Source organism: Limosilactobacillus coleohominis 101-4-CHN (assembly GCF_000161935.1).
Classification (GTDB): Bacteria; Bacillota; Bacilli; order Lactobacillales; family Lactobacillaceae; genus Limosilactobacillus; species Limosilactobacillus coleohominis_A.
The window spans coordinates 100,088-120,435 of record NZ_GG698803.1 but is presented as its reverse complement, the minus strand read 5'-3'; the positions used below and the strand labels follow the sequence as shown (position 1 = coordinate 120,435).

Genomic DNA, 20,348 nt, shown 5'->3' with positions numbered 1-20,348 from the left:
ACATTTGATTATCGTTCATTCACTAATTCATATTCATCAGTATCAGCATGATAAGTAAACTCATAGCGGCTTCGATCAGTTTCAACGTAAATCTTTTCATACGTTGGCTTGTAACCATGCTTCGTTAACTTCACGGCCACATGACCATCTTCGGTTACCTCAACATAGTATTCATTAAATTCACCCTGTTGATACTTAAAGTCTTGACCATTATCCTGATAGTGCTTGGTCGAACCACATTCACCAAAGAGCCGGAACGTCATGACCTTCTCTGGATCATCACTTACGTGCATTACCTTGTTGCCCCATGGTAAGACCGTATTAGCCTTAACAAAGAGTGGTAGCTTATCAATTGGTGCATCCGCCATGATGTACTGTTGACCTGAATATTCGGCATGGTTCCAGAAGTCAATCCAGTTACCTGCTGGTAAGTAAACCAACCGTTTTGTGGCTCCTTGATTAACGATTGGGGAAACCAAGATGTTGGTACCAATCATGTATTCATCATTCAAATTCCGCGTTTCTTGGTCATCAGGATAATTCAGAACCAATGGACGCATTACTGGTAACCCCGATTCCGTTTCGTGGCGGAATTGATCGTACAAGTACGGGATGAACCGATATCGCAGGTTCAAGTACTTACGGTAAATATCCAACGTTTGCTTATCGAATGCCCATGGTTCCTGGTACCGTGACCCTAAAATCGAGTGGTTCCGGAATAGCGGAACTAGCAACGAAGCTTCAATCCACCGGGTTAACAACTCTGGCGTGGTATCTTCTTGGAACCCACCGATGTCGGTTCCAGCAAAGGCAAAACCACTCAAGCCAAGGCCGTTTAACTGTGGAATCGCCAATTGGAGGTGAGACCAAACCGCTGTATTATCACCGGTCCAAACCGTTGAATACTTTTGGGTTCCTGCGTAGGCAGCGCGAGTAATAATGTACGGCCGCTTTCCAGTTGCTTGCTTCATTCCCTCATAAGTTGCCTGAGCTTGCAAGTGGCCAAAGACGTTGTGCATTTTAGCGTGGGTACTAATGTTGACCCCATCATGGAAAACCAGGTCGTCTGGCAATTGCCCTTTTGCCCGGAAATTAGCGGGTTCATCCATGTCATTCCAAACTCCGCACACGCCCATGTCAGCAAAGAACTTCACGTGCTTTGCCCACCACTTGCGCACATCTTCGTTACCAAAGTCAGGAAAGACCGAGTCGCCTGGCCAAACGGAGCCAACGTAAACACTCCCATCAGGGTTGGTTACGAAGTAGCCCTTCTCCATTCCTTCTTTATAGATGTCATACTTATCGTCGACCTTAACTCCAGCGTCCAAAATGGGCATTAAACGAATTCCACGTTGCTTCATCTTTTGAACAAAGGCTTTCGGATCCTTATATTTAGTAGTGTCCCAAGTAAAGTCTCGGTAGCCGTACATGTAATCAATGTCCAGGTGAATGACATCAATTGGCAGATTGTGCTCCGCAAAGCCGTCCGCAATGCTTTCTACTCGCTGATCACTAGTACTGTATCCCCAGCGAGATTGCTGGTAACCTAACATCCACTTTTGTGGCAAAGGAACAACCCCTGTCAAGTAGGTATAGTTAGCAACAACATCCTTCAGCGTGTGACCACCTAAAATGTAGTAATCAACGTTTCCACCAACTGCAGAATAGTAATAGTAATTGTCGCTTTCCTTACCGAGGTCAAAATGACTCTTATAGGTATCATCAAAGAATAAACCGTACGGATGCCCATTCTTCAAACCATACATCACGGGAATCGACTTATAGAGGTGGGTTTCCGTTTCATTATGGAGGACTGGTACGTCACTATTCCAATTATCGTATTCATACCCACGCTTGTTCAAAAAGCCAGTTTTACCACCTAGTCCATAGAAGACTTCATCCTTAGCCAATGACTTAATGACTTCAAAATTAACATTATCTGGATTGGCCTTAGCATGAACCGCATGTCCTTCTGACATCACTGTCTTCCGGTGTTCATCATCCATGTCAGTCGGTAATGGTTCCCGTTTTCCTCGATAGTCAAGTACCAGAGGATTACCATCCGCGTCATAAACATCAAGCTTAGCATCATCGTATGCTTTAACGATCAATGCACCAGTTCGAACTTCAATGTGATCGCCCTTATTTTCGACTGTATAATTAGTTTTCCGCTGTTTATTGCCCTCAATCGCATACGAATTAGTTGGGCAACCATGGTCTTGAAAAACCTGAATAATCTCGTTAGTTAAAACTTTTAAAATTAAGTCCTTGCTGGAGGCAAAACTTAATGTAATTGTTTGATTATCATCCTGATACCCTGTTAATTGATTACTCATTGTCATGAAACTCCCTTTCAGTTGACGTGAAGTTAAATGTAATTCGTTTACAGTGTTCACTGTATCACATCACGTAAACGTTTACAATAGCTATTTAATGATAATGTAAACGCTTGCTAGTTAATAAAATTGCACTATAATGGTAGTAATGAAAATATGTGGAGGAAGTACTTAAATGAAAGCCACAATTAAAGATGTTGCCAAAGCGGCCCACGTATCTACGGCAACCGTTTCCCGGGTTCTCTCAAATAAAGAGGGCACCTATCGTGAAGCGACCGCTAAAGTCGTTCGAAAAGTTGCCGACCAATTAGGCTATCACCGTAATGTCTCAGCTGCGGAATTAGCCGCCAATGAAGTTAAAACCATTGCCATTATCATTAATAATACAAAGACTCATTTCTGGCAGGAGGTTCTTGACGGTATTCAAGAAGCGCTGCAGAAGGCTCACCGGAACTCGATTATCTTTTATGCAGGAAATAACGATGACGCAATGCTTACGCAGGCGATCAATAACGTTTTAGCCCGCTCCGTTTCAGGAATTTTGCTCATCTCTGCCAAAGCCACTACCCGTCAATTAAGACTGCTCAATAATTCTGGTCTCCCTTACCGCTTTGTTTCTATTTACGGTAGCGATGATCAAGAAACCAAGTTTATTAGTTCTGATAACATTAAAATTGGTGAATTGGCAACCTCGTACTTAATTGACCATGGTCATTCCAAGATTGGTTTATTAGGAATCGACCAGTCCACAACTGGAAAGCAACGGCTACTTGGTTATGAAAAAGTAATGACTAACGCCAACCTGGTGGTCGATCCAAACTGGGTGCAATATGGCGATTACAGTTTTGAAAATGCGCAGAAATTATTTAAACGGGTACGTAACCTCGGTTTAACAGCCATCATTGCCGCCAGTGATATGGTTGCCGCTGGGCTCATCAAAGCGGCCAATCAGTATGGATATCCATTCCGAAAGACCTCTCCATCATCAGTATTGATGGTACTTTTATTTGTGATATCACATCACCAACCATTACCAGTGTTTCACAGCAATTTAAATTAATGGGGCAGCAAAGTGTCACCAATTTAATTAAGGATGCAGATGCTGAGTTTATTCCTGTGGACATTACCGAACGGAAAAGTGTCAAAAATCTTCAGTCTCTGTAACCCAAATGTGTTAGAATGTTCCCTGTATTATTAAGGGAGCGAATTAAAATGAAGAAATTTAGTAAATTATTATTAGCAACCACGCTTGTGGCAGCACTACTAATGATGATTTGGGGTGGAACCGCCGGATCTGCGAAGGCTGCCAAGATTGATTACCGGAAGCTTTCAGAAAACAAACCATACCCAGATGTCCAAAAAAATCCAGGAATGTGGATTCACGTCAATTTGAAAAAACAACGTGTTTACTTAATGAGCAATAAGAACAAAAAGCTCTACACAATGTACTGTTCATCTGGTGCCCATAACGCAACGCCAACTGGTACTTACCACATTGAAGACGTCCGTGGGGATACCTTCTACAACCAAGAGGAAAAGGCGGGAGCCAATTACTACGTGGCTTGGAAGGGAAACGACTTCCTCTTCCACTCTGTCCCAATTAACGATAAGGGACAATACGACAAGAAGCAGGCTTCCTACTTAGGAAAGAAGCCAATGTCGCACGGCTGTATCCGTCTATCAATTCCGGATTCACAATGGATGTACAAAAACATCCCTACCGGCACGAAAGTTGTCATTTCAAAAGATTAGCTAATAAACTAATAACCCGGTCAGCCTTGTTTGATGCTGATCGGTTTTTGATAATCATTTAAATTCTGGTTAAACTTACTTCTCTGACAGTTTTTTGTGCTAAACTCATGGCTAATCATTAATAATTAAGGAAGTTCATCATGAAATTTACCCGTCGTTTGATTATTTTGATCGTGCTGGTGTGCATGGTGCTTTTGGGGGGACGCTACTTTTTCCACCAGCATCTTGAAAACACTTCAATCACTCATCAAACGCCAACCAGCAATCAATGGCAACATTCATCCGAAACCAAACCTTATCCGAACGTTAGTCAATACCCTCATCTGTGGATCCTCGTTTCAAAAAAGCGCCAACGGGTCTACTTAATCAATCACGGAAGAACCCTATACACAATGTATGCATCGACGGGTTCTGGTAAGGACAATAATACACCTACTGGTACTTATCATATTCAAGCCGAACGCGGACAATCATTTTTCAACGCTAAAAGTGGCGAGGGCGCCCGTTACTGGGTTTCTTGGAAGAATCACGGTGAGTACCTTTTCCACTCTGTCCCGGTTAATCGCCAAGGTCAATACCTGGTTAGCGAAGCTCAAGAACTAGGTAAAACTGCCAACTCACATGGCTGTGTCCGCCTCTCCATACCAGATGCTCGCTGGTTATACCAAAATATCAAACAAGGGACTAAGGTCGTAATTACCAATTCATAAACTAAAGCGGGAGCTCAGAATTCACATTCTGAGTTCTCGCTTTAGTGATCTAATAAATGATTTTTTATCAAATACTGCCGAGCCACTGTCGCTGCACTTTTCTTTTTAACCGTTACTTCATAGTTCATCTGCTGCATTTCTTTCGTGGTAATTTTTCCTGCCAACTTGTTGAGGGCAGTAACCACCCGTGGATTCCGCTTAGCAAAGCTCTCCTTCATTAGTGGTGCCCCTTGATATGGTGGGAAGAAGTGCCGATCATCCCGCAACATTTTCAAATGATATTGAGGAATTTGCGGATCCGTGGTATAACCATCGACCACATTCACCCGTCCATTGGCAATGGCTTGATAACGAATGGCCGGTTCCATGGTTTTAACATTCTTAAAATGATAACCATATGGTTGCTTCAATCCTTGATAACCATCGTGCAATTGATAGAAATCTGGATCAAAGCCAGCAGTAATTTCATTATTATAATTAGCGAGCTGGCTCATCTTGGTTAACTGGTGAGTTTGGGCAAACTGCGGACTTGCCACTAATGCATACCCATTTTGATATTGCATTGGCTTCAGATAACGCATTTGATAACGGCGTGCTAATTCCCGCTTGGCCAACTGATACGTCTTTTGGGGATTAGTGCCTGTTTTTTGCTTGGACTTAATGATTTGTTGGTTGACCGTTCCCGTAAATTCCGGATAAACATCAATTTGATTACTCTGCAGCGCCTTAAACAGGAATGTCGTACCACCAAAATTGGGTTTCAAGGTAACCTCCGCACGGGGATCTTCCTGCTGAATTAAGTCCTTATACATATGAATCAAGATATCGGGTTCACTACCCATTTTTCCAGCAATCACAATCTCAGTTGGAGCAGGACGCAATGCTTGATACCCTTGATAACCGCTAAATCCAACTAGTAAAATTACAATCGCGAGCATCCCGACCCGCAGACGTTTGGTATTACTGCCGACAAACTTTAATAACCAACTAAAGAAAAAAGCTAGAATCGCTGACAACACTGCTCCAATAATAACGTAAGTATTATTATTAGATTGAATTCCCGTCAAGATAAAGGTTCCGAGACCACCACCGCCAATTAAGGCTGCCAAGGTCGCGGTACCAATAATCATCACGAGTGAAATTCGAATTCCTGATAAAATCATCGGCATCGCCAATGGTAATTCAAGCCGTTGCAACTTTTTCCATTTAGTGAGGCCAAATGCCGTCGCTGCTTCTTCTAAATTTGGTGCAATCTGCGTAAGTCCGGCATAGGTATTTTGAAAAATTGGCATAATGGCATATAACACGAGGGCAATTACAGCCGGTACCGTACCGATCCCCACCAACGGAATTAATAACCCTAAAATGGCTAAACTAGGAATCGTTTGAACAATTCCCGCAACTTGCAAACAGGCTTCGGCAATTCGGCGATGGTCCTTTAATAGGATCGCTAATGGAATAGCAATCACTATCGCGATTAGCAGGGCCAGTAAAGAAATGCTGATGTGTTGCTCGGTTGCCTTGATAATCGCTCCCTGCTGAGTGTGAAGCGTTTCTGCAATTGAGTTAAGCACGATTCTCTTCCCTCCTAATCAAATAATTCCAAACATCCTGCTGATTAACGATGTATTGACCATCGTCAGTCTGGACAACAAACCGTTGTGCTTGACGGTCACGACAAAACGCCAATAACTCTTCTAGCTTTTTGGCAGTAACCACGGGTAAATCATCAGAAGCCGCGCTGACCTTCTTGCCTAGCCCACCATCAAGAACCGCATTAAGTGAAAATTGAAAGCCATGCCCATAGAAAAATTCTTTCACAAATTTAGTTGCAGGCTGGTTAATAATTTCTTGGGGTGTCCCGACCTGCTGTAAAACACCATCCTTGAGTACGGCAATTTTAGTCCCCATCCTTAATGCCTCATGCATGTCGTGCGTCACAAAAATGATGGTGGTTTTAGTCTGCTTCTGTAGTCTCAACACTAGATCTTGCAGTTGACGACGAACCACTGGATCCAAAGCACTAAATGGCTCATCCATTAAAATTACCGCCGGTTTAGCAGCTAGTGCTCGAATAATCCCGACCCGTTGTTGCTCACCACCGGACAGTTCATTTGGCATCCGTTGAGCGTACTTTTCGGGATCCATATCGACTGCCCGTAATAGTTCACACGCCCGCTGGTGACGTTTTGTTTTCGCAATCCCTTGCTGTTCTAATTGAATCGCAATATTATCCTGCAAATTTAAATTAGGAAATAAGCTACTGTCTTGTAAAACATAGCCAGTTTGTAACCGTAATTGTTGGAGATCATAATCTTTAATCTTTTTTCCTTGATAATAGACGTTCCCTTCTGTGGGGACCGTTAATCGATTGAACATTTTCAATAAAGTAGTTTTCCCGCTCCCGCTAGGGCCAACTAACACAAAGAGGTCCCCTTCGTCAATGTCAAACGAAACATCCCGAATGACCGGAACGGAGGAATAGGTTTTCGCTACGTGATCGTATCTAATCATTTCAGCCCTCCTAGTCATAATTGCTTTAGTTACGTCAATTATATCTTTAGTCGCTTAGTTGTCAAGTATGATGGCAAATTTTGTAACTTGAAAAGTTACGATTAATAGAGTATATTATAGTCAATCATATTTTTTGGTTGAGGTGAGTTTATGAAAGTTTCTACTCGGTTTAGTGATGCTATCCACATCCTAGCCTACTTAAATATTTATCAAGATACTAAACTCTCTAGTGAAAATATCGCGGCAAGTGTCATGACGTCGCCGGTCGTGGTTCGTCGCATCATGGGGGCATTACAAAAGGCTGGTCTAATCCAGACCACCCACGGTTCACCGAATCCCCATCTTGCTAAGCAGCCGAGCGCGATTTCTTTACTGGATATTTATTATGCGGTAGAAGGTAATCGCCAGCTTTTTAGCGTCGACCCCACAACCAATCCAGAATGTATCGTGGGCGGTAATATTCAAAAAGTTCTCGACCAGACCTACCAAGAAGTTCAAAACGCCGCATTTGGTCGGTTATCCCGCATTACTTTAGAAGACATCATTAATGACATTTTAGTTGCTCACACAAAGGAGGAAAATCAGCAATGAAATACTTAGTTACTGGCGCTAGCGGCCATCTTGGACAAAAAGTGGTTCGTCACCTGCGGAATTATGTTGATGAAGCCGACATTCGCGTTGGTGTTCATAACATGAAAAAGGCTTCCCTTTTCGATGAAACCAATATGACCGTTACCCACTTGGATTACACCGATCCAACAACAATTGACCAAAGTTTTACTAGTATCGACGTCCTTATATACATTCCAAGTATCACCTATAACTTAATACAACGGGTTCAAGAATTTGAAAATGTGTTGGCCGGTGCCAAGCGTAACGAAATCGAAAGCTTCATTTTCGTTAGCTTCTTTGCCGATCAAATTAATAATCCATTTCAAATGTCACCATTCTACGCCTACGTTCCCCGGCGTCTTGCAGGAAGTGGTTTAGCCTACGCTTATGTCCGCAATACCCTCTATGCAGATCCGCTAGTGCCGTACTTACCGGAATTAATCGAACGTGGTCATCTTATCTACCCAGTTGGTGACCAACCACTCAGCTTTATCAGTCGTGACGACAGTGCTAAAGCAATTGCTAGTCTAGCAGTGCAACCAACCATGCGGAATCATGGACAAAGTTATCTCCTCTCGATGCCACAAAATTACAATATGATTGAGCTAGCCAAAATCATGACTGACGTCACTGGGCAGTCGATTTCCTATCGGCCAGTGACGGTGGAGCAATTCGGAAGAATCTATCAGCATGATGGCGGTGCTGAACTAGCTTCTATGTATGATGCTGGTGGACGTGGCTTAATGAGCGCCACTAGTAATGATTTCCGCCGTCTTACGGGTGAAGATCCAGTTACAATGGACCGCTTTTTGCACGCTAATTACCAAAAATCATCATTATAAAAGGGGCTGTGACACAAACCCGATTACTTTAAAAAAAAGCAAACAGCGCAGTACACAAATGGCCTCCAGTGCTCGGCAAAGCCGAACTCTGGAGGCCTATTTGTGCTTGTGGGGGGGCGTGAAAACGAAGTCATAAATGACTTCTGTCACGCTCCCTTTATTTCTGATCACCAAACAAAGCAGCCAATTTTGCTGCCACTGCTGGATCTAAATTATCTGCTACCGTTTCCTGATTTGCCGCCTGGTCTTCCGCTGCTTCTTGAACTTGATTTTGCACATGCTCAATCACTGCACGTTCCCCAACTTGAATCATATTAATATCAATTCGACCACCTGCAGCATCTGCGTGGCCACCGCCACGGAAGTATTTTTCAGCAAATTTTGCCACATCAATCTGACCATTACTCCGCAACGATAAACTAGTTGGACTTATCACCATTGCTGCTACGACTTCGGGATGCTCTTCTAATAACTCATGCGCAATTTCAGACTTGTAATCGTCAGCGTATACAAAGCCCCATTTATGACCATCTAATTCATCAACTAAAACGTCTTTTAAGTGATGGTGAAGGTAGTGTTGACGGCGATCATTTAACGTTTGAATCAGGAGCGCGTTTTCTTCACGATATTGCGACCAGCCCTTTAAATACACTTTTTGAATAAATTCTGCGGAGTGATCTAACGGATAAAACCAAAAGAGTTGGTCCAATTCATCCGCCCCCGTTTTAATCTCCGTCGTTAAGGTTGGATCATTTTGCCAATCCCAAGTATCGTAGGCCCGAATCAATTCCACAATTTTCGCTAAGGTCGTCTGCCGTTCTGGAGCCAAGCGATCCGCCCTGTCCTGTTGCTGAACCCAATTCCAAACTAAACTAGTGGCACTTTGGTTCTGACCATTATCAAAAGTCGCCATGTTATTAGAATACTGCTGCCGGGAAGCCGCCGCCGTTTCATGATGGTCGAACACTAACCAGTGGTTGGCAAAATTAGTGTTCAATTGCTGAAAAGTGTGCGCACTTTCGGGCGTCATGTCCATAATGTAGACATCAGTGTAAGCCCCTAAATCGGCATGGGTAAACCAATAATCCAATTCTTCATCAATCTTGCCTGCTCCAATGTTGGTAATCTCAAATTGTTCGTCCGGGAACACTAATTCCTGCACTGCCGTTAGTAAAAAGGGCGCGCCAAAACCGTCTAAATCATTATGTGAAAAAACTTTTATTTGTCGCTGTACCATTTGCTCAATTCCTTTGTTATTTTTTCTTCATTATACAAAAAGCACGGAACAACGGCTAGTTGTTCCGCACCCGTTTAAATTTAGTCATCGCTTATGCTTTAGCAGCGGCCACCCCTTCATGAATTTGGTGAACCGCGATGGCACCAATAATTAAGGAGATTCCCGCAATTAGCATCATTGTTGGTTGGCTCTTACCCGTCATTGGGAAGATCACAAAGCTCAATAATGAAGCTGCAATTTGTGGTAAACAAATTCCGATATTAAACAATCCCATGTAGGCACCTTCGTTTTCACCATTTAACGATGAAGTTAACAGGGTAAATGGAATCGTGTGAATCGTAAAGTATGAAATCCCAAAGAGAATGAAGGCCACAATTGTTAATGCTTGATTGTGCGCTAATGATACCAAGATTAAGCCAATTCCCCCAAGAGTCAAACCTAGAGTATACCATTGCTTCCGCGCATTCGCCTTCGACTTGGAGTAAAGGAAGCCCCAGCAAATTCCGGCAACACTCAAAATTGCCGTCAACACACCGTACCAGTTACCAGCTGCTTGGAAGCCCGCACTGGTTGGGTTCGTGGTTCCCCAAACGTTCTTTGCAAGGGTTCCAGTTGAATAAGTCCAGACGTACATTACACCAACCCAACTGAAGAATTGAACCAAACAAATTTCGTAAAAGGCCTTTGGTGCCGTCTTCAATAAGTGCCAGAGCGAAACCGACTTCTTATTAGCAGCCGGATCAATACCATGATACTTAGCGTAAGTAGCGGGATCGTATTCCTTAACATTAAAGACGGTCCACATACTAGTAATCAGTAAGACTGCTGCCGCAACGATGTATGCCCAAATAACGGTATTTGGGACCACCCCTTTTTTAGCGGTGTTGTGCATACCGAATGCGGTAAAGATGAATGGTAACAGTGATGCTAAAATACCACCAGTATTAAAGAAAATCTGTTGCCATGACCAGGCAAAATTCTTTTGCTTGTTGTTCACCATGTCACCGACAATCATCCGGAATGGTTGCATACAAATGTTATTGAACAGATCCATAAAGCAAACAGCAAACGCTGCAAAAATCATCGCAGCCAGCGAACCATAACCAAAGCCGAAGGATCCAGAAAATGGTAGCATTAGCAAAACTAGTGCTGCAATTGGCGCCCCAAACAGTAAGTATGGCATCCGCCGACCAAACCGATTCCAGGTCCGATCCGAATACTTACCAATTAATGGTTGGACAATCATTCCCATTAACGGTGGGAAAATGAAGAAGAAACCTAACGTGTTCGGATTAGCACCAATTGATTGGAAAATCCGACTCATTTGGGAACTCTGTAGTGAGAATCCCATATTAATTCCCAAGAAGCCAAACGTAATTGCAAAGATCACGCGCTTCGGTAAATCTGGTAGACCAGCATCGAGGTCCACCCGTGTTTTCTTCACGGGTTTAACTTGGTGTAGCTGGTTACCCTTGTGTGTCATATCCATGTTTACACTCCCCTAATTGACAGCAGAATCTAACTTTTACACGAATAAATGAATAATTGCTAAATAATGCAAAGGTTATTTTCTGTAGACAGCTAACTCTTGTAAACGTTTACATTAACTACAATTCTTATCCTAACATCTTTTGACCAATTTGCAACCATTTTTAAGAAAACGTTTACATGTAAGCGACAAAAAAAGAGCCGAAGCCCTTATGATGAAGCTACTTCCGCTCTTTTAAACTTAATTTTTCCACATTTAATACTTTATCAAGCCAGCCATCTGTAAAACTTGCTTCGTGACTCACCAGAATGAGGTTCCCCGGGAATTGTTGTAACGCTCGTTTGAGTCCCTCCTTCGTTTCATCATCAAGGTGGTTAGTCGGCTCATCCATTACCAAAAAGTTGCTGGGTGTTAATTCGAGAATTGCTAATTTCACCTTGGTTTGCTCACCACCGGATAACAAATGCAGCGATTTTTGGGTATTGGCAGCGTTAATTCCCGCTCCTGCTAACCGTTGACGGATTGTTTTCGGGAGCATGGTGGGAAATAGGTTCTGAATGGTTTGGAGCGGCGTCAGTGTCGGGTCATCCCATTCCAGGTCCTGATCAAAATAGTTCACAATTGCAGACGGCGAAAAAGTCGCCTTCCCTGCTAAAGAAGGAATCTTACCGAGAATCGATTTGATCAGCGTCGATTTACCGACCCCATTAAATCCGGTCAAGAGTAACTTTTCACCCATCGTCATGGAGAACGTGACCGGCTTCAATAGTGGTCGTCCATAACCCACCGCTAGTTCAGTTACCCGCAGCGCATTAGCTGATCCCGTATTTTCATAGGGAAACTTAAATGTCGCTTTTAAATTATCCGAAGGCGGATCAATCCGGTCCATCCGCGCCAGCATTTTCTCCCGTGACTTAGCCATCGTCGATTTAGAACCCGCTTTATTCTTCCGGATAAAACGTTCAGCCTTCTCAATCGTTTCCTGTTGTTTTTCGTACTCTCGTTGCTGCGTCTCTTTACGTTCTTCCTTTTGCCGCATGGCCTGCTGGAAGCTCCCACGGTACTTCGTAATTTTACCAAATGCCACGTCCACAATTGAATTTGTGACTCGTTCCAAAAAGTCATAATCGTGAGAAATGATCATCGCAGCACCAGTAAAATCATTTAAATAATCAATCAACCATTCGATATGGGCAGTATCCAAATAGTTTGTCGGTTCGTCGAGCAAAATGACATCAGGCTTTTCCAATAACATTTTGGCCAAAATAATTTTGGAGCGTTGACCACCACTCATCTCGGAAACGACGTGATCTTTACCAATTTCATTTAGTCCTAACCCCGACATTACACGTTCAATCTCTGTCTCTACTTCATAGAAATTATTGGCATCTAATTTTTCTTGAAGTCGCCCGGCCTTCGTCAATAGCTGATCATCCAGCGAAGTGGCATAGTCAGAATACAATTGATTCATCTCGTCATTTATCTTATATAACTGACTGAAAGCGGTATGTAAAAATTCAATTAGTGTCATCCCGTGCGGAATATCAACGTATTGATCTAAATAGCCGATTTTGGTATTTTTCTGCCACTTGATCTGACCCGCAACCGGCAACTCAGTGCCAATCAAAATCTTAATGAGGGTCGATTTACCAGCCCCATTTTGGCCAACCACTCCCATATGTTCACCCTTTTCGAGCTGAAAACTGGCATTTTCATACAGTTTTTTATCTGCAAAACTCATCGTCAGTCCCGAAACATCTAAAACGGCCATCTATTTTCATCTCCGTATAATTTAATCAAATACTGTTAATCATAACAATTTACGATAAAGAAGACAACAAAAACGTTTGAGAAGTGCTAAGATAGAAGTTAGAACGTTTAGCAATGTATAAATCAAGGAGGGACTCACGGTGCGCATGTTGATTATTAACGGCAGCCCACTCAAAGATGGGGCAGTCCGGGCAATTACCAATCGGTTTAGTGCTGGGGCGCAAGAAGCAGGACATGAAGTGATCCAATTTAATGCTGGTAGCGATCCTTTGCCCATGCTACACGTTGATCACGAGCAAAATTTTCAGTTAACCAACCAACGATTAAGCGAATTAAAAGAGCAAATGATTAAAGCTGATACCATCGTCTTTACCACGCCCCTCTACTTTTTCGGGATGTCGGCCCAAATGAAAACAGTTATCGACTATATGCAATTTTGGACCAAAGAGCTGCGCAAGGAAAAGACAGCCGTCTTGATTGCGGTTGCAGAAACCGATAACTTTGATAATATCAAATCAGAATTCAAAGAAATTTTTGACGATCTTGGCTGGCGTTTCGGTGGCCAAGTTTTAGCCGGTAAAGTTACGGGACCCGATCACCTCCGCTTCTATCCAGAAGTCGCCTATGAATTAGGAAAATCACTTTAAAGGGTTGACAGACGTAAATCGTTTCGTTATGATGATGTCAACTTAATTAAAAAATGATTAGAAAAGATGAGTAATCACTAATTTCTGGCAAAGAGAGTCGTGGCTTGCTGAAAAACGATCCTGAAATGGTTGATGAAGATGGTCTTGTGAAAATCTAACTAACGAGCACTAGTAAGTTGGTTACGGGGTGGCAACCGTTATTCAGAGCTGCGGTTTACTGTTGACCTAATTAAAAATGGTGACCACATGTGAACCGACTGAGGGTATCTTGAGATACTAAATTAGGGTGGTAACACGTTACAGACGTCCCAAAGAATGAGTATAACTTGTTCTTTGGGACGTTTTTTCTTTTCTAATCAAGGAGGAATTCTTATGAAAAAACGTCATTCTGGGATTATTACATTAATCATTGTCGCAATTATTGTTATTGGTGGTCTCATTGGGTTTATTCATCACCGAACTGCCCAACAAAATAAAGTGGTTCGGTTAGGATTAGTTGGTACTGATTCACAACCCGTTTGGAATAACGTCCGCAAACGATTAAAGAGACAAGGAATTACTATTCAGTACGTCACTTTTAATGACTATGTCCAGCCCGACGTAGCACTAAAAGAAGGTAAGATTGATATGCACTCTTGTCTAACCCGTTACTACTTTGATTCTTACAACAAAAAGGAAAATGCCCACCTCACTTCCATCGGGAACACCGTTATTTCACCGCTAGGGGTTTATTCCAAAAAATTCCAAAGCATTAAAGATCTGCCCAACGGCGCTACGATTGCAATTCCAAATGAGCCGACAACGCTGGGCCGTGGTTTAAATGTCCTGCAATCCGCCGGTTTGATCAAAGTAAAAAAAGGTTCTGGAATTAAACCATCATTGAACGATATTACAGATAACCCTAAAAATTTGAAGTTTAAGGAAGTCGACCCGGCCACTGCCGCCCGTGCGCTAAATTCTGTTGATGCTTCAATCATTAACGGGAATTACGCCGAAGCCGCTAATTTGAATCCAAAGAAAGATTCTATCTACCTCGAACCTGTTAACAAACAGGCCAAGCCATACGTTAATATCATTGCGGTGCAAGAAAAGAACAAAAATAACAAAGTCTACAAAAAAGTCGTCGCTGCTTACCAAACTGAAGAAACCAAGCAAGCCATCGAAAAAACCTACAAAGGTTCTGAAGTTGCCGCTTGGCCAATCTTTGGTAAAAATTAAGGAGGAATGAAAAATGAGTTTAGATACTGCAATTTTTGCTGGTGGTTGTTTTTGGTGCATGGTCGAACCATTCGATACCCATCCAGGAATTGAAAAGGTTGAATCCGGCTATACTGGTGGTCATGTCGCCAATCCGACCTATGAACAGGTCAAATCTGGCACAACTGGCCATACTGAGGCGGTAAAAATTACTTTTGATTCCCAGGTAATTTCCTATCAAGAATTGGTGGAAATTTATTGGCACCAAACTGATCCCACCGATGCTAGCGGTCAGTTTCAGGACCGGGGAGATAACTACCGTCCCGTTATTTTTGTTAAAGACGACCAGCAACGTCAAATTGCGGAAGCATCCAAGCGAAAGCTTCAAGACAGCGGCCTGTTTGATGAACCGATTGTCACGCAAATTGAAGATGCACAACCATTTTACCTAGCTGAAGATTACCATCAGGACTTTTACAAGAAAAATCCGGACGTTTATGCAGCCCAAGAAGCTGGTGGTCGTGAACAATTTAAAGATCAATATTGGAATAGGTAAGTAAAAGAGGCCGAGAGTGTGGTAATCGCGCTCTCGGCCTCTTTACTTATATATGTTAACAATCGTTTTGCATCAAAATTTCTTGAACCGCATGCCAAGACAGGGTCGCACACTTAATTCGAGCCGGGAATTCCGCGACGGTTCCCATCACCGCAGCATCGCCCAAATTTCTTTGCATTGCTGGTGAAATTTCTTTTCCCATGCACAAATCTAAAAACGCTTGAATTAATTGTCGCGCTTCGTCCACGCTTCGTCCGGTCAATTCATCCGTCATCATACTAGCGACCGCTTGCGAAATCGTACATCCTTGACCATTAAAACAGACCGTTTGTAACTGACCGTTTCGAATTTGCACTGCCACATTTACCGTATCCCCACACGTTGGATTATGAAGTGTCTTTTGATGACTCCCTTCTGGCAGGTGGAGAGCATAATGGTGTGGTTGCTTGGCATGTTCTAAGACCAACGTTTTATATAAAAATCCTAATTTAGCTAATCCCATTTTGAAAGAACTCCCTTACCGCCACGAGGGCATCCAAAAACCGCTGACATTCATCAATTGTATTGTAAAAGGCAACACTCGCGCGAACTGTTGCGTTTACCCCGAGCGTCTGCATCAACGGTTGTGCACAATGATGACCAGCCCGCACCGCGACACCTTCCATATCCAATCCAGTTGCAACGTCATGCGGATGAAGTCCACTAAGATTAAAAGAAAAGACCCCCGTATGCTCATATTGTGGTCCATATAGCGTGACACCAGTGACTTCACGAAGCCGTGGTAAAAGGTAATTAACTAATTTTTGCTCACGTTGTTCAATCACCGCAAAACCAATTTGATTCAAATAATCAATTGCTGCGCCGAGGCCGACCACTCCACTAATATTAGGGGTGCCAGCTTCAAAATCCAATGGTGCGCATTTGAAAGTCGTCTTCGTACGGGTAACATCTTCGATCATTTCGCCCCCAAACTGCACTGGACGCATCATCTGTAGAACATCGTTCCGACCGTATAAGACGCCGATACCTGTTGGTGCTAACATCTTATGGCCAGAAAATGCCATGAAATCAGCATCCCATTTTTGAACATCTACTGGCTGATGACCAACTAGCTGCGCGGCATCGACCACCACAAAGGCCTGTACCTGGTGCGCCAACTTTGCTAATTTGTTGATTGGTGTCACCGTCCCAAGTACGTTGGAAGCGGCTGTTACAGCTACAATCTTCGTCCGCGGCGTAATTTGTTCAGCGGCACTCGCAAGCGATAATTTTTGTTCGGTATCTAATTCAATAAACTTAAGCTTAGCCCCAGTGCGCATTGCCAATTCTTGCCACGGCACTAAATTGCTATGATGCTCCATGGCGGTGATGACAATCTCATCGCCAGCTTTAACAACCTGATCACCAAAACCACGCGCAATTACGTTCAAACTCTCTGTCGTTGATCTGGTAAAAATAATGTCTTCAGCCGTCTCGGCATTAATGAAACGCGCTACTTTTTGCCGAACCCGTTCATAGTGTTCTGTGGCACGCTCTGCCAACGTATGAACACCCCGATGGACATTGGCGTTTTCTGTTAAATAGTAACTGCGAACCGCATCTAAAACTGACAGTGGTGTTTGAGAAGTGGCAGCATTATCAAAATAGACTAATGGCTCCCCATTGACCCGCTGATTTAAAATAGGAAAATCCTTGCGAACCGTTCGAACATCCATTTTATATCCCTTCTTGACTACTTATGGTGACGATTTTTTCGATAACTCCAGACCGTACCAATTAAGAAACAGACGATTACGATAATCACGTAAATCCAAATCATGATCTTTCCTCCTAAACAAAAAAGAGGTTTGAAACCTCTATGATCAAACCTCTTTATTATATCATTTTTATTCAGCCAAATTAGTGTTCTTGAACTTGGTCTGGGTGAGCTTGTTCCCAACGGTGTTCGCTGAAGAAGTAGATCGCAATCAAAGCGAAACATACAGCTGGAACAACGAAGGAAAGTTGCATTGAACCAGAGAGGTCAGATACCCGACCCATCAGTAATGGAACTAATGAACCACCGATCAAGGACATAACCATGAAGGCACCACCAGTTTCGGTGTACTTCTTTTCGTGAACTTGGTCCAAACCGTGAGCGTAAATCGTTGGCCAGAATGGTCCAAAGAAGAAGTCACTCATTACGGCACCCCAAATAGCAGCAGTCCCATGGTAAGTAAAGGCGAAGACCAGACTCAATGTCCCAAGAATTCCGTACCAAGTCATAACCTTGGTAATTGAGAAGCGGTGCATTAACCAAGTAGCAGGCAGCTTACCAATAAAGAAGGCAGCGTAACCAATAATCATGTAGTTAGTAGCAGCGTGGTCAGTAATGCCCGGGATAATCCGTAAAGCAAAACGAATTGTAAATGACCAAACACAAGTCTGCATTCCGGCGTAAAGGAATTGTGCCCCAACCGCCTTCATGAAGCGCTTGTTATGAATTAGGTAGCCAACTGATTCGCCAGTTGATGGCTTCTTTTCTTCAACCCCTTGGGCATCCTTCTTTGGTGCAGCCTTGGAGTATGGCATCTTCGTAATGGCAATCAAAATAAAGAGAATAATTAAGGCAACTAAGATGTACTTGTATGGCTTCAAAGTCAATTGAAGAACTTCTTTGTTGTATGCCAATTTTTCAGCGGCACTCATTCCCTTAACTTCGTCTTCCATGTTACCGTGGCCGGCAAAGACTAAGTACTTACCTAACACGATCCCAGTGATGTTACCAATTGGAATCAATAATTGGGAGATGTTAATCCGCAGGTTTGCAGTACTCTTTGGTCCAATCATTGTGGAGTAAGTATCACATGAAGTTTCCAGGAAACTTAAACCAATGGCGATAACGAAAACCGCGCCTAAGAACATCCCATAAGTAGCCATGTGAGATGCAGGGAAGAACAATGCACAACCGATAATAAAGAATGTTAAACCAGTTAAAATAGCAAATTTATATGTGTTCTTCCGAATGATTACTGCGGCTGGCAATGCTAGTAAGAAATAACCACCATAGAAAGCAAATTGAACAAGTGCTGTGGCAGTATCATTCAAAGTAAAGACCGTCTTAAACTGGGTAATTAAGATATCGTTTAAGGCTGCGGCCATTGCCCAGAATGGGAAAACTAAAGTAACTAAAATGTATTGCCAAATTGGCGTTTTGCTAAGGTAACCATCGGGGTATTGAACCCATGATTGCTTTTTTGTACTATCCATTATTAAACCTCTTTCTAATTAAACTTTAGAATGTTACACCAGATTCAAGAATAATGTTGGAGTATGGCGTCATTTCCCCAGTCCGGATAAAGGCGTGGGTCTTGGCCAAGTTCTTCTTTAAGTCTGCGTGGGGCATAAATTCAATTTCAACATCTGGCAATGCCTTCTTGATGTTTTCTAATTGTTCAGGGTTTTGATCCTTAATTTCGTCCGCTAAGTAAATCTTTTGAACCTTCATTTCCTTCAAAACATTCTTGAGAACATCCATGAAGCTTGGCAATTCCTTGTCAACACAAAGGTCAATCTTCTTCGTACCCATTGGTACTGGCATTCCCGCATCACCGATTGAAAGCCAATCCATATGCCCCATTCCGGCAACAACTGATGCAACTTCTGAATTTAAAATTCCTGTTTTTTTCATTTTAATATTCCCCTTTCGTAATATTCTATTTACCACTTTCGGCTAATGCTGCTTTAACTTCATCATAAGTTGGAATTGAAGGTGCAGCCCCCATCTTTTGCACCGTCAGGCTAGAAGCACGTTGCGCGTATACCAAAGCATCCGCAATATTACTCAAGTCCGTCTTCAATTGTGAAGTCAATGCACCGATAAAGGTATCCCCAGCAGCAGTGGTATCCACTGGCTTAACTTTGAATGCTGGTACCAAGCCATGATCATTTGGTGTGGAGTAGAAAACCCCTTTAGAGCCCAATGTGATCAGCAGGTTCGGTACACCCTTAGCTTTGAAGTATTCAGCCGTCTTGATCATGGAATCTTCATCGGTAATTTCGATACCCGTAAGCAGAGCACTTTCCGTTTCGTTAGGTGCAATCACATCAGTGTACTTCAGTAATTCTGGATCAATATCCTTGGCTGGCGCTGGGTTCAAAATGGTGGTCACACCATTTTCCTTTGCCCGCTTAAAGGCCTCAGCAGAAACCTTTTGTGGTGTTTCAAATTGAGTAATGATGAAATCAATTTCTTTAAATAAATCATCAGTATTCTTCAAAACATCCGTCGTCATGGCTTGGTTAGCACCACCGTAAACCATGATGTCATTTTGACCTTCAGCATCCAAAGTGATCATCGCAGTCCCGGTACCATGCATCTTGTCAATGCCGACAAACTTCGTGTCAATACCATCTTCTTGCATTGATTCACGCATAAATTGACCTTCTTGGTCAGCACCAACCATACCGATGTGATAGGTCTTGGCACCAGACCGTGCACAGGCAACTGATTGGTTAGCACCCTTTCCACCAGGAGCTGAAGACTTATCCTTAGCTTGTAAAGTTTCTCCAGGTTGTGGGAAGCGATCCATGTGGTAAGTAGTATCAACATTAATACTACCCAGAACAGCAATCTTGTTTGACATTCTGTCATCCTCCTTGTTCAGTAAAATCACGTAAACCGTTTTACATTTTCTTAACGATCAT

18 protein-coding genes, 1 pseudogene and 1 other annotated feature are annotated in these 20,348 nt (G+C 42.8%); of the genes and pseudogenes, 8 read left to right on the top strand and 11 right to left on the bottom strand.

The genetic code is table 11. The features are described from left to right. Nucleotides 1-8: 8 nt before the first annotated feature. Nucleotides 9-2,336: a glycoside hydrolase family 31 protein gene (locus HMPREF0501_RS03750; RefSeq protein ID WP_006916522.1), complete on the bottom strand. Its 2,328-nt coding sequence runs from the start codon at nucleotides 2,334-2,336 to the stop codon at nucleotides 9-11. A gap of 175 nt (nucleotides 2,337-2,511) precedes the next feature. Here HMPREF0501_RS03750 and HMPREF0501_RS03745 point away from each other — a divergent pair. From HMPREF0501_RS03745 to HMPREF0501_RS03735, 3 genes and pseudogenes are all read left to right on the top strand, one after another. Beyond that, nucleotides 2,512-3,500 (top strand): annotated as a pseudogene (locus HMPREF0501_RS03745) (LacI family DNA-binding transcriptional regulator). Between the two features lie 48 nt (nucleotides 3,501-3,548). Then, nucleotides 3,549-4,088 carry a L,D-transpeptidase gene (locus HMPREF0501_RS03740; protein WP_040455822.1) on the top strand — a complete coding sequence of 180 codons (540 nt, stop codon included), beginning with the start codon at nucleotides 3,549-3,551 and terminating at the stop codon, nucleotides 4,086-4,088. 140 nt (nucleotides 4,089-4,228) lie between these two features. Further along, nucleotides 4,229-4,798, top strand: a complete 570-nt coding sequence (locus HMPREF0501_RS03735) for a L,D-transpeptidase (RefSeq protein WP_006916519.1) — start codon at nucleotides 4,229-4,231, stop codon at nucleotides 4,796-4,798. 41 nt (nucleotides 4,799-4,839) lie between these two features. Here the strand turns inward: HMPREF0501_RS03735 and HMPREF0501_RS03730 are convergent, their stop codons facing one another. Both HMPREF0501_RS03730 and HMPREF0501_RS03725 read right to left on the bottom strand, forming a co-directional pair. Then, a complete protein-coding gene (locus tag HMPREF0501_RS03730; protein WP_006916518.1) occupies nucleotides 4,840-6,372 on the bottom strand; it encodes an ABC transporter permease/substrate-binding protein in 1,533 nt (510 codons plus the stop codon). Next, nucleotides 6,365-7,312 (bottom strand): ABC transporter ATP-binding protein, encoded by a 948-nt coding sequence (locus HMPREF0501_RS03725; RefSeq protein ID WP_006916517.1) that lies wholly within the window; start codon nucleotides 7,310-7,312, stop codon nucleotides 6,365-6,367. Before HMPREF0501_RS03725 ends, HMPREF0501_RS03730 begins: the two co-directional genes overlap by 8 nt. Before the next feature lie 150 nt (nucleotides 7,313-7,462). Between HMPREF0501_RS03725 and HMPREF0501_RS03720 the strand changes: the two genes are divergently transcribed. Both HMPREF0501_RS03720 and HMPREF0501_RS03715 read left to right on the top strand, forming a co-directional pair. Next, entirely contained in the window at nucleotides 7,463-7,903 is a 441-nt protein-coding gene (locus tag HMPREF0501_RS03720; protein WP_006916516.1) for an Rrf2 family transcriptional regulator, read from the top strand. Beyond that, on the top strand, nucleotides 7,900-8,766 hold the full coding sequence (locus HMPREF0501_RS03715) for an NmrA family NAD(P)-binding protein (RefSeq protein WP_006916515.1): 867 nt from the start codon (nucleotides 7,900-7,902) through the stop codon (nucleotides 8,764-8,766). The genes HMPREF0501_RS03720 and HMPREF0501_RS03715 overlap by 4 nt, the downstream gene beginning before the upstream one ends. A gap of 157 nt (nucleotides 8,767-8,923) precedes the next feature. On the opposite strand, the gene HMPREF0501_RS03710 is transcribed toward HMPREF0501_RS03715, so the two are convergent. The 3 genes from HMPREF0501_RS03710 to HMPREF0501_RS03700 form a co-directional block, all read right to left on the bottom strand. Beyond that, complete coding sequence (locus HMPREF0501_RS03710) at nucleotides 8,924-10,003, bottom strand: DHHA1 domain-containing protein (RefSeq protein WP_006916514.1); 1,080 nt, start codon at nucleotides 10,001-10,003, stop codon at nucleotides 8,924-8,926. A gap of 91 nt (nucleotides 10,004-10,094) precedes the next feature. Next, nucleotides 10,095-11,486 (bottom strand): SLC45 family MFS transporter, encoded by a 1,392-nt coding sequence (locus HMPREF0501_RS03705; RefSeq protein ID WP_006916513.1) that lies wholly within the window; start codon nucleotides 11,484-11,486, stop codon nucleotides 10,095-10,097. A gap of 226 nt (nucleotides 11,487-11,712) precedes the next feature. Continuing rightward, nucleotides 11,713-13,263 carry an ABC-F family ATP-binding cassette domain-containing protein gene (locus HMPREF0501_RS03700; RefSeq protein WP_006916512.1) on the bottom strand — a complete coding sequence of 517 codons (1,551 nt, stop codon included), beginning with the start codon at nucleotides 13,261-13,263 and terminating at the stop codon, nucleotides 11,713-11,715. Nucleotides 13,264-13,408: 145 nt separating this feature from the next. Between HMPREF0501_RS03700 and HMPREF0501_RS03695 the strand changes: the two genes are divergently transcribed. The 3 genes from HMPREF0501_RS03695 to msrA all read left to right on the top strand — a co-directional run bounded on the left by HMPREF0501_RS03695 (nucleotide 13,409) and on the right by msrA (nucleotide 15,662). Continuing rightward, on the top strand, nucleotides 13,409-13,909 hold the full coding sequence (locus HMPREF0501_RS03695; RefSeq protein ID WP_223206786.1) for a flavodoxin family protein: 501 nt from the start codon (nucleotides 13,409-13,411) through the stop codon (nucleotides 13,907-13,909). Nucleotides 13,910-13,956: 47 nt separating this feature from the next. Then, nucleotides 13,957-14,223, top strand: a binding site (T-box leader). 58 nt (nucleotides 14,224-14,281) lie between these two features. After that, nucleotides 14,282-15,127, top strand: coding sequence for a MetQ/NlpA family ABC transporter substrate-binding protein (locus HMPREF0501_RS03690; protein ID WP_006916510.1), 846 nt, complete (start codon nucleotides 14,282-14,284; stop codon nucleotides 15,125-15,127). Nucleotides 15,128-15,140: 13 nt separating this feature from the next. Next, nucleotides 15,141-15,662, top strand: a complete 522-nt coding sequence (gene msrA, locus HMPREF0501_RS03685; protein WP_006916509.1) for a peptide-methionine (S)-S-oxide reductase MsrA — start codon at nucleotides 15,141-15,143, stop codon at nucleotides 15,660-15,662. A gap of 55 nt (nucleotides 15,663-15,717) precedes the next feature. On the opposite strand, the gene sufU is transcribed toward msrA, so the two are convergent. The 5 genes from sufU to rbsK all read right to left on the bottom strand — a co-directional run bounded on the left by sufU (nucleotide 15,718) and on the right by rbsK (nucleotide 20,287). Next, entirely contained in the window at nucleotides 15,718-16,164 is a 447-nt protein-coding gene (sufU, locus tag HMPREF0501_RS03680; RefSeq protein ID WP_006916508.1) for a Fe-S cluster assembly sulfur transfer protein SufU, read from the bottom strand. Beyond that, complete coding sequence (locus HMPREF0501_RS03675) at nucleotides 16,151-17,377, bottom strand: aminotransferase class V-fold PLP-dependent enzyme (RefSeq protein ID WP_006916507.1); 1,227 nt, start codon at nucleotides 17,375-17,377, stop codon at nucleotides 16,151-16,153. Before HMPREF0501_RS03675 ends, sufU begins: the two co-directional genes overlap by 14 nt. A gap of 184 nt (nucleotides 17,378-17,561) precedes the next feature. Then, complete coding sequence (gene fucP / locus HMPREF0501_RS03670) at nucleotides 17,562-18,911, bottom strand: L-fucose:H+ symporter permease (RefSeq protein WP_006916506.1); 1,350 nt, start codon at nucleotides 18,909-18,911, stop codon at nucleotides 17,562-17,564. A 25-nt stretch (nucleotides 18,912-18,936) separates the two neighbouring features. After that, nucleotides 18,937-19,332 carry a D-ribose pyranase gene (gene rbsD, locus HMPREF0501_RS03665; RefSeq protein ID WP_006916505.1) on the bottom strand — a complete coding sequence of 132 codons (396 nt, stop codon included), beginning with the start codon at nucleotides 19,330-19,332 and terminating at the stop codon, nucleotides 18,937-18,939. Between the two features lie 25 nt (nucleotides 19,333-19,357). After that, complete coding sequence (rbsK, locus tag HMPREF0501_RS03660) at nucleotides 19,358-20,287, bottom strand: ribokinase (protein WP_006916504.1); 930 nt, start codon at nucleotides 20,285-20,287, stop codon at nucleotides 19,358-19,360. Between the last annotated feature and the right edge of the window lie 61 nt (nucleotides 20,288-20,348).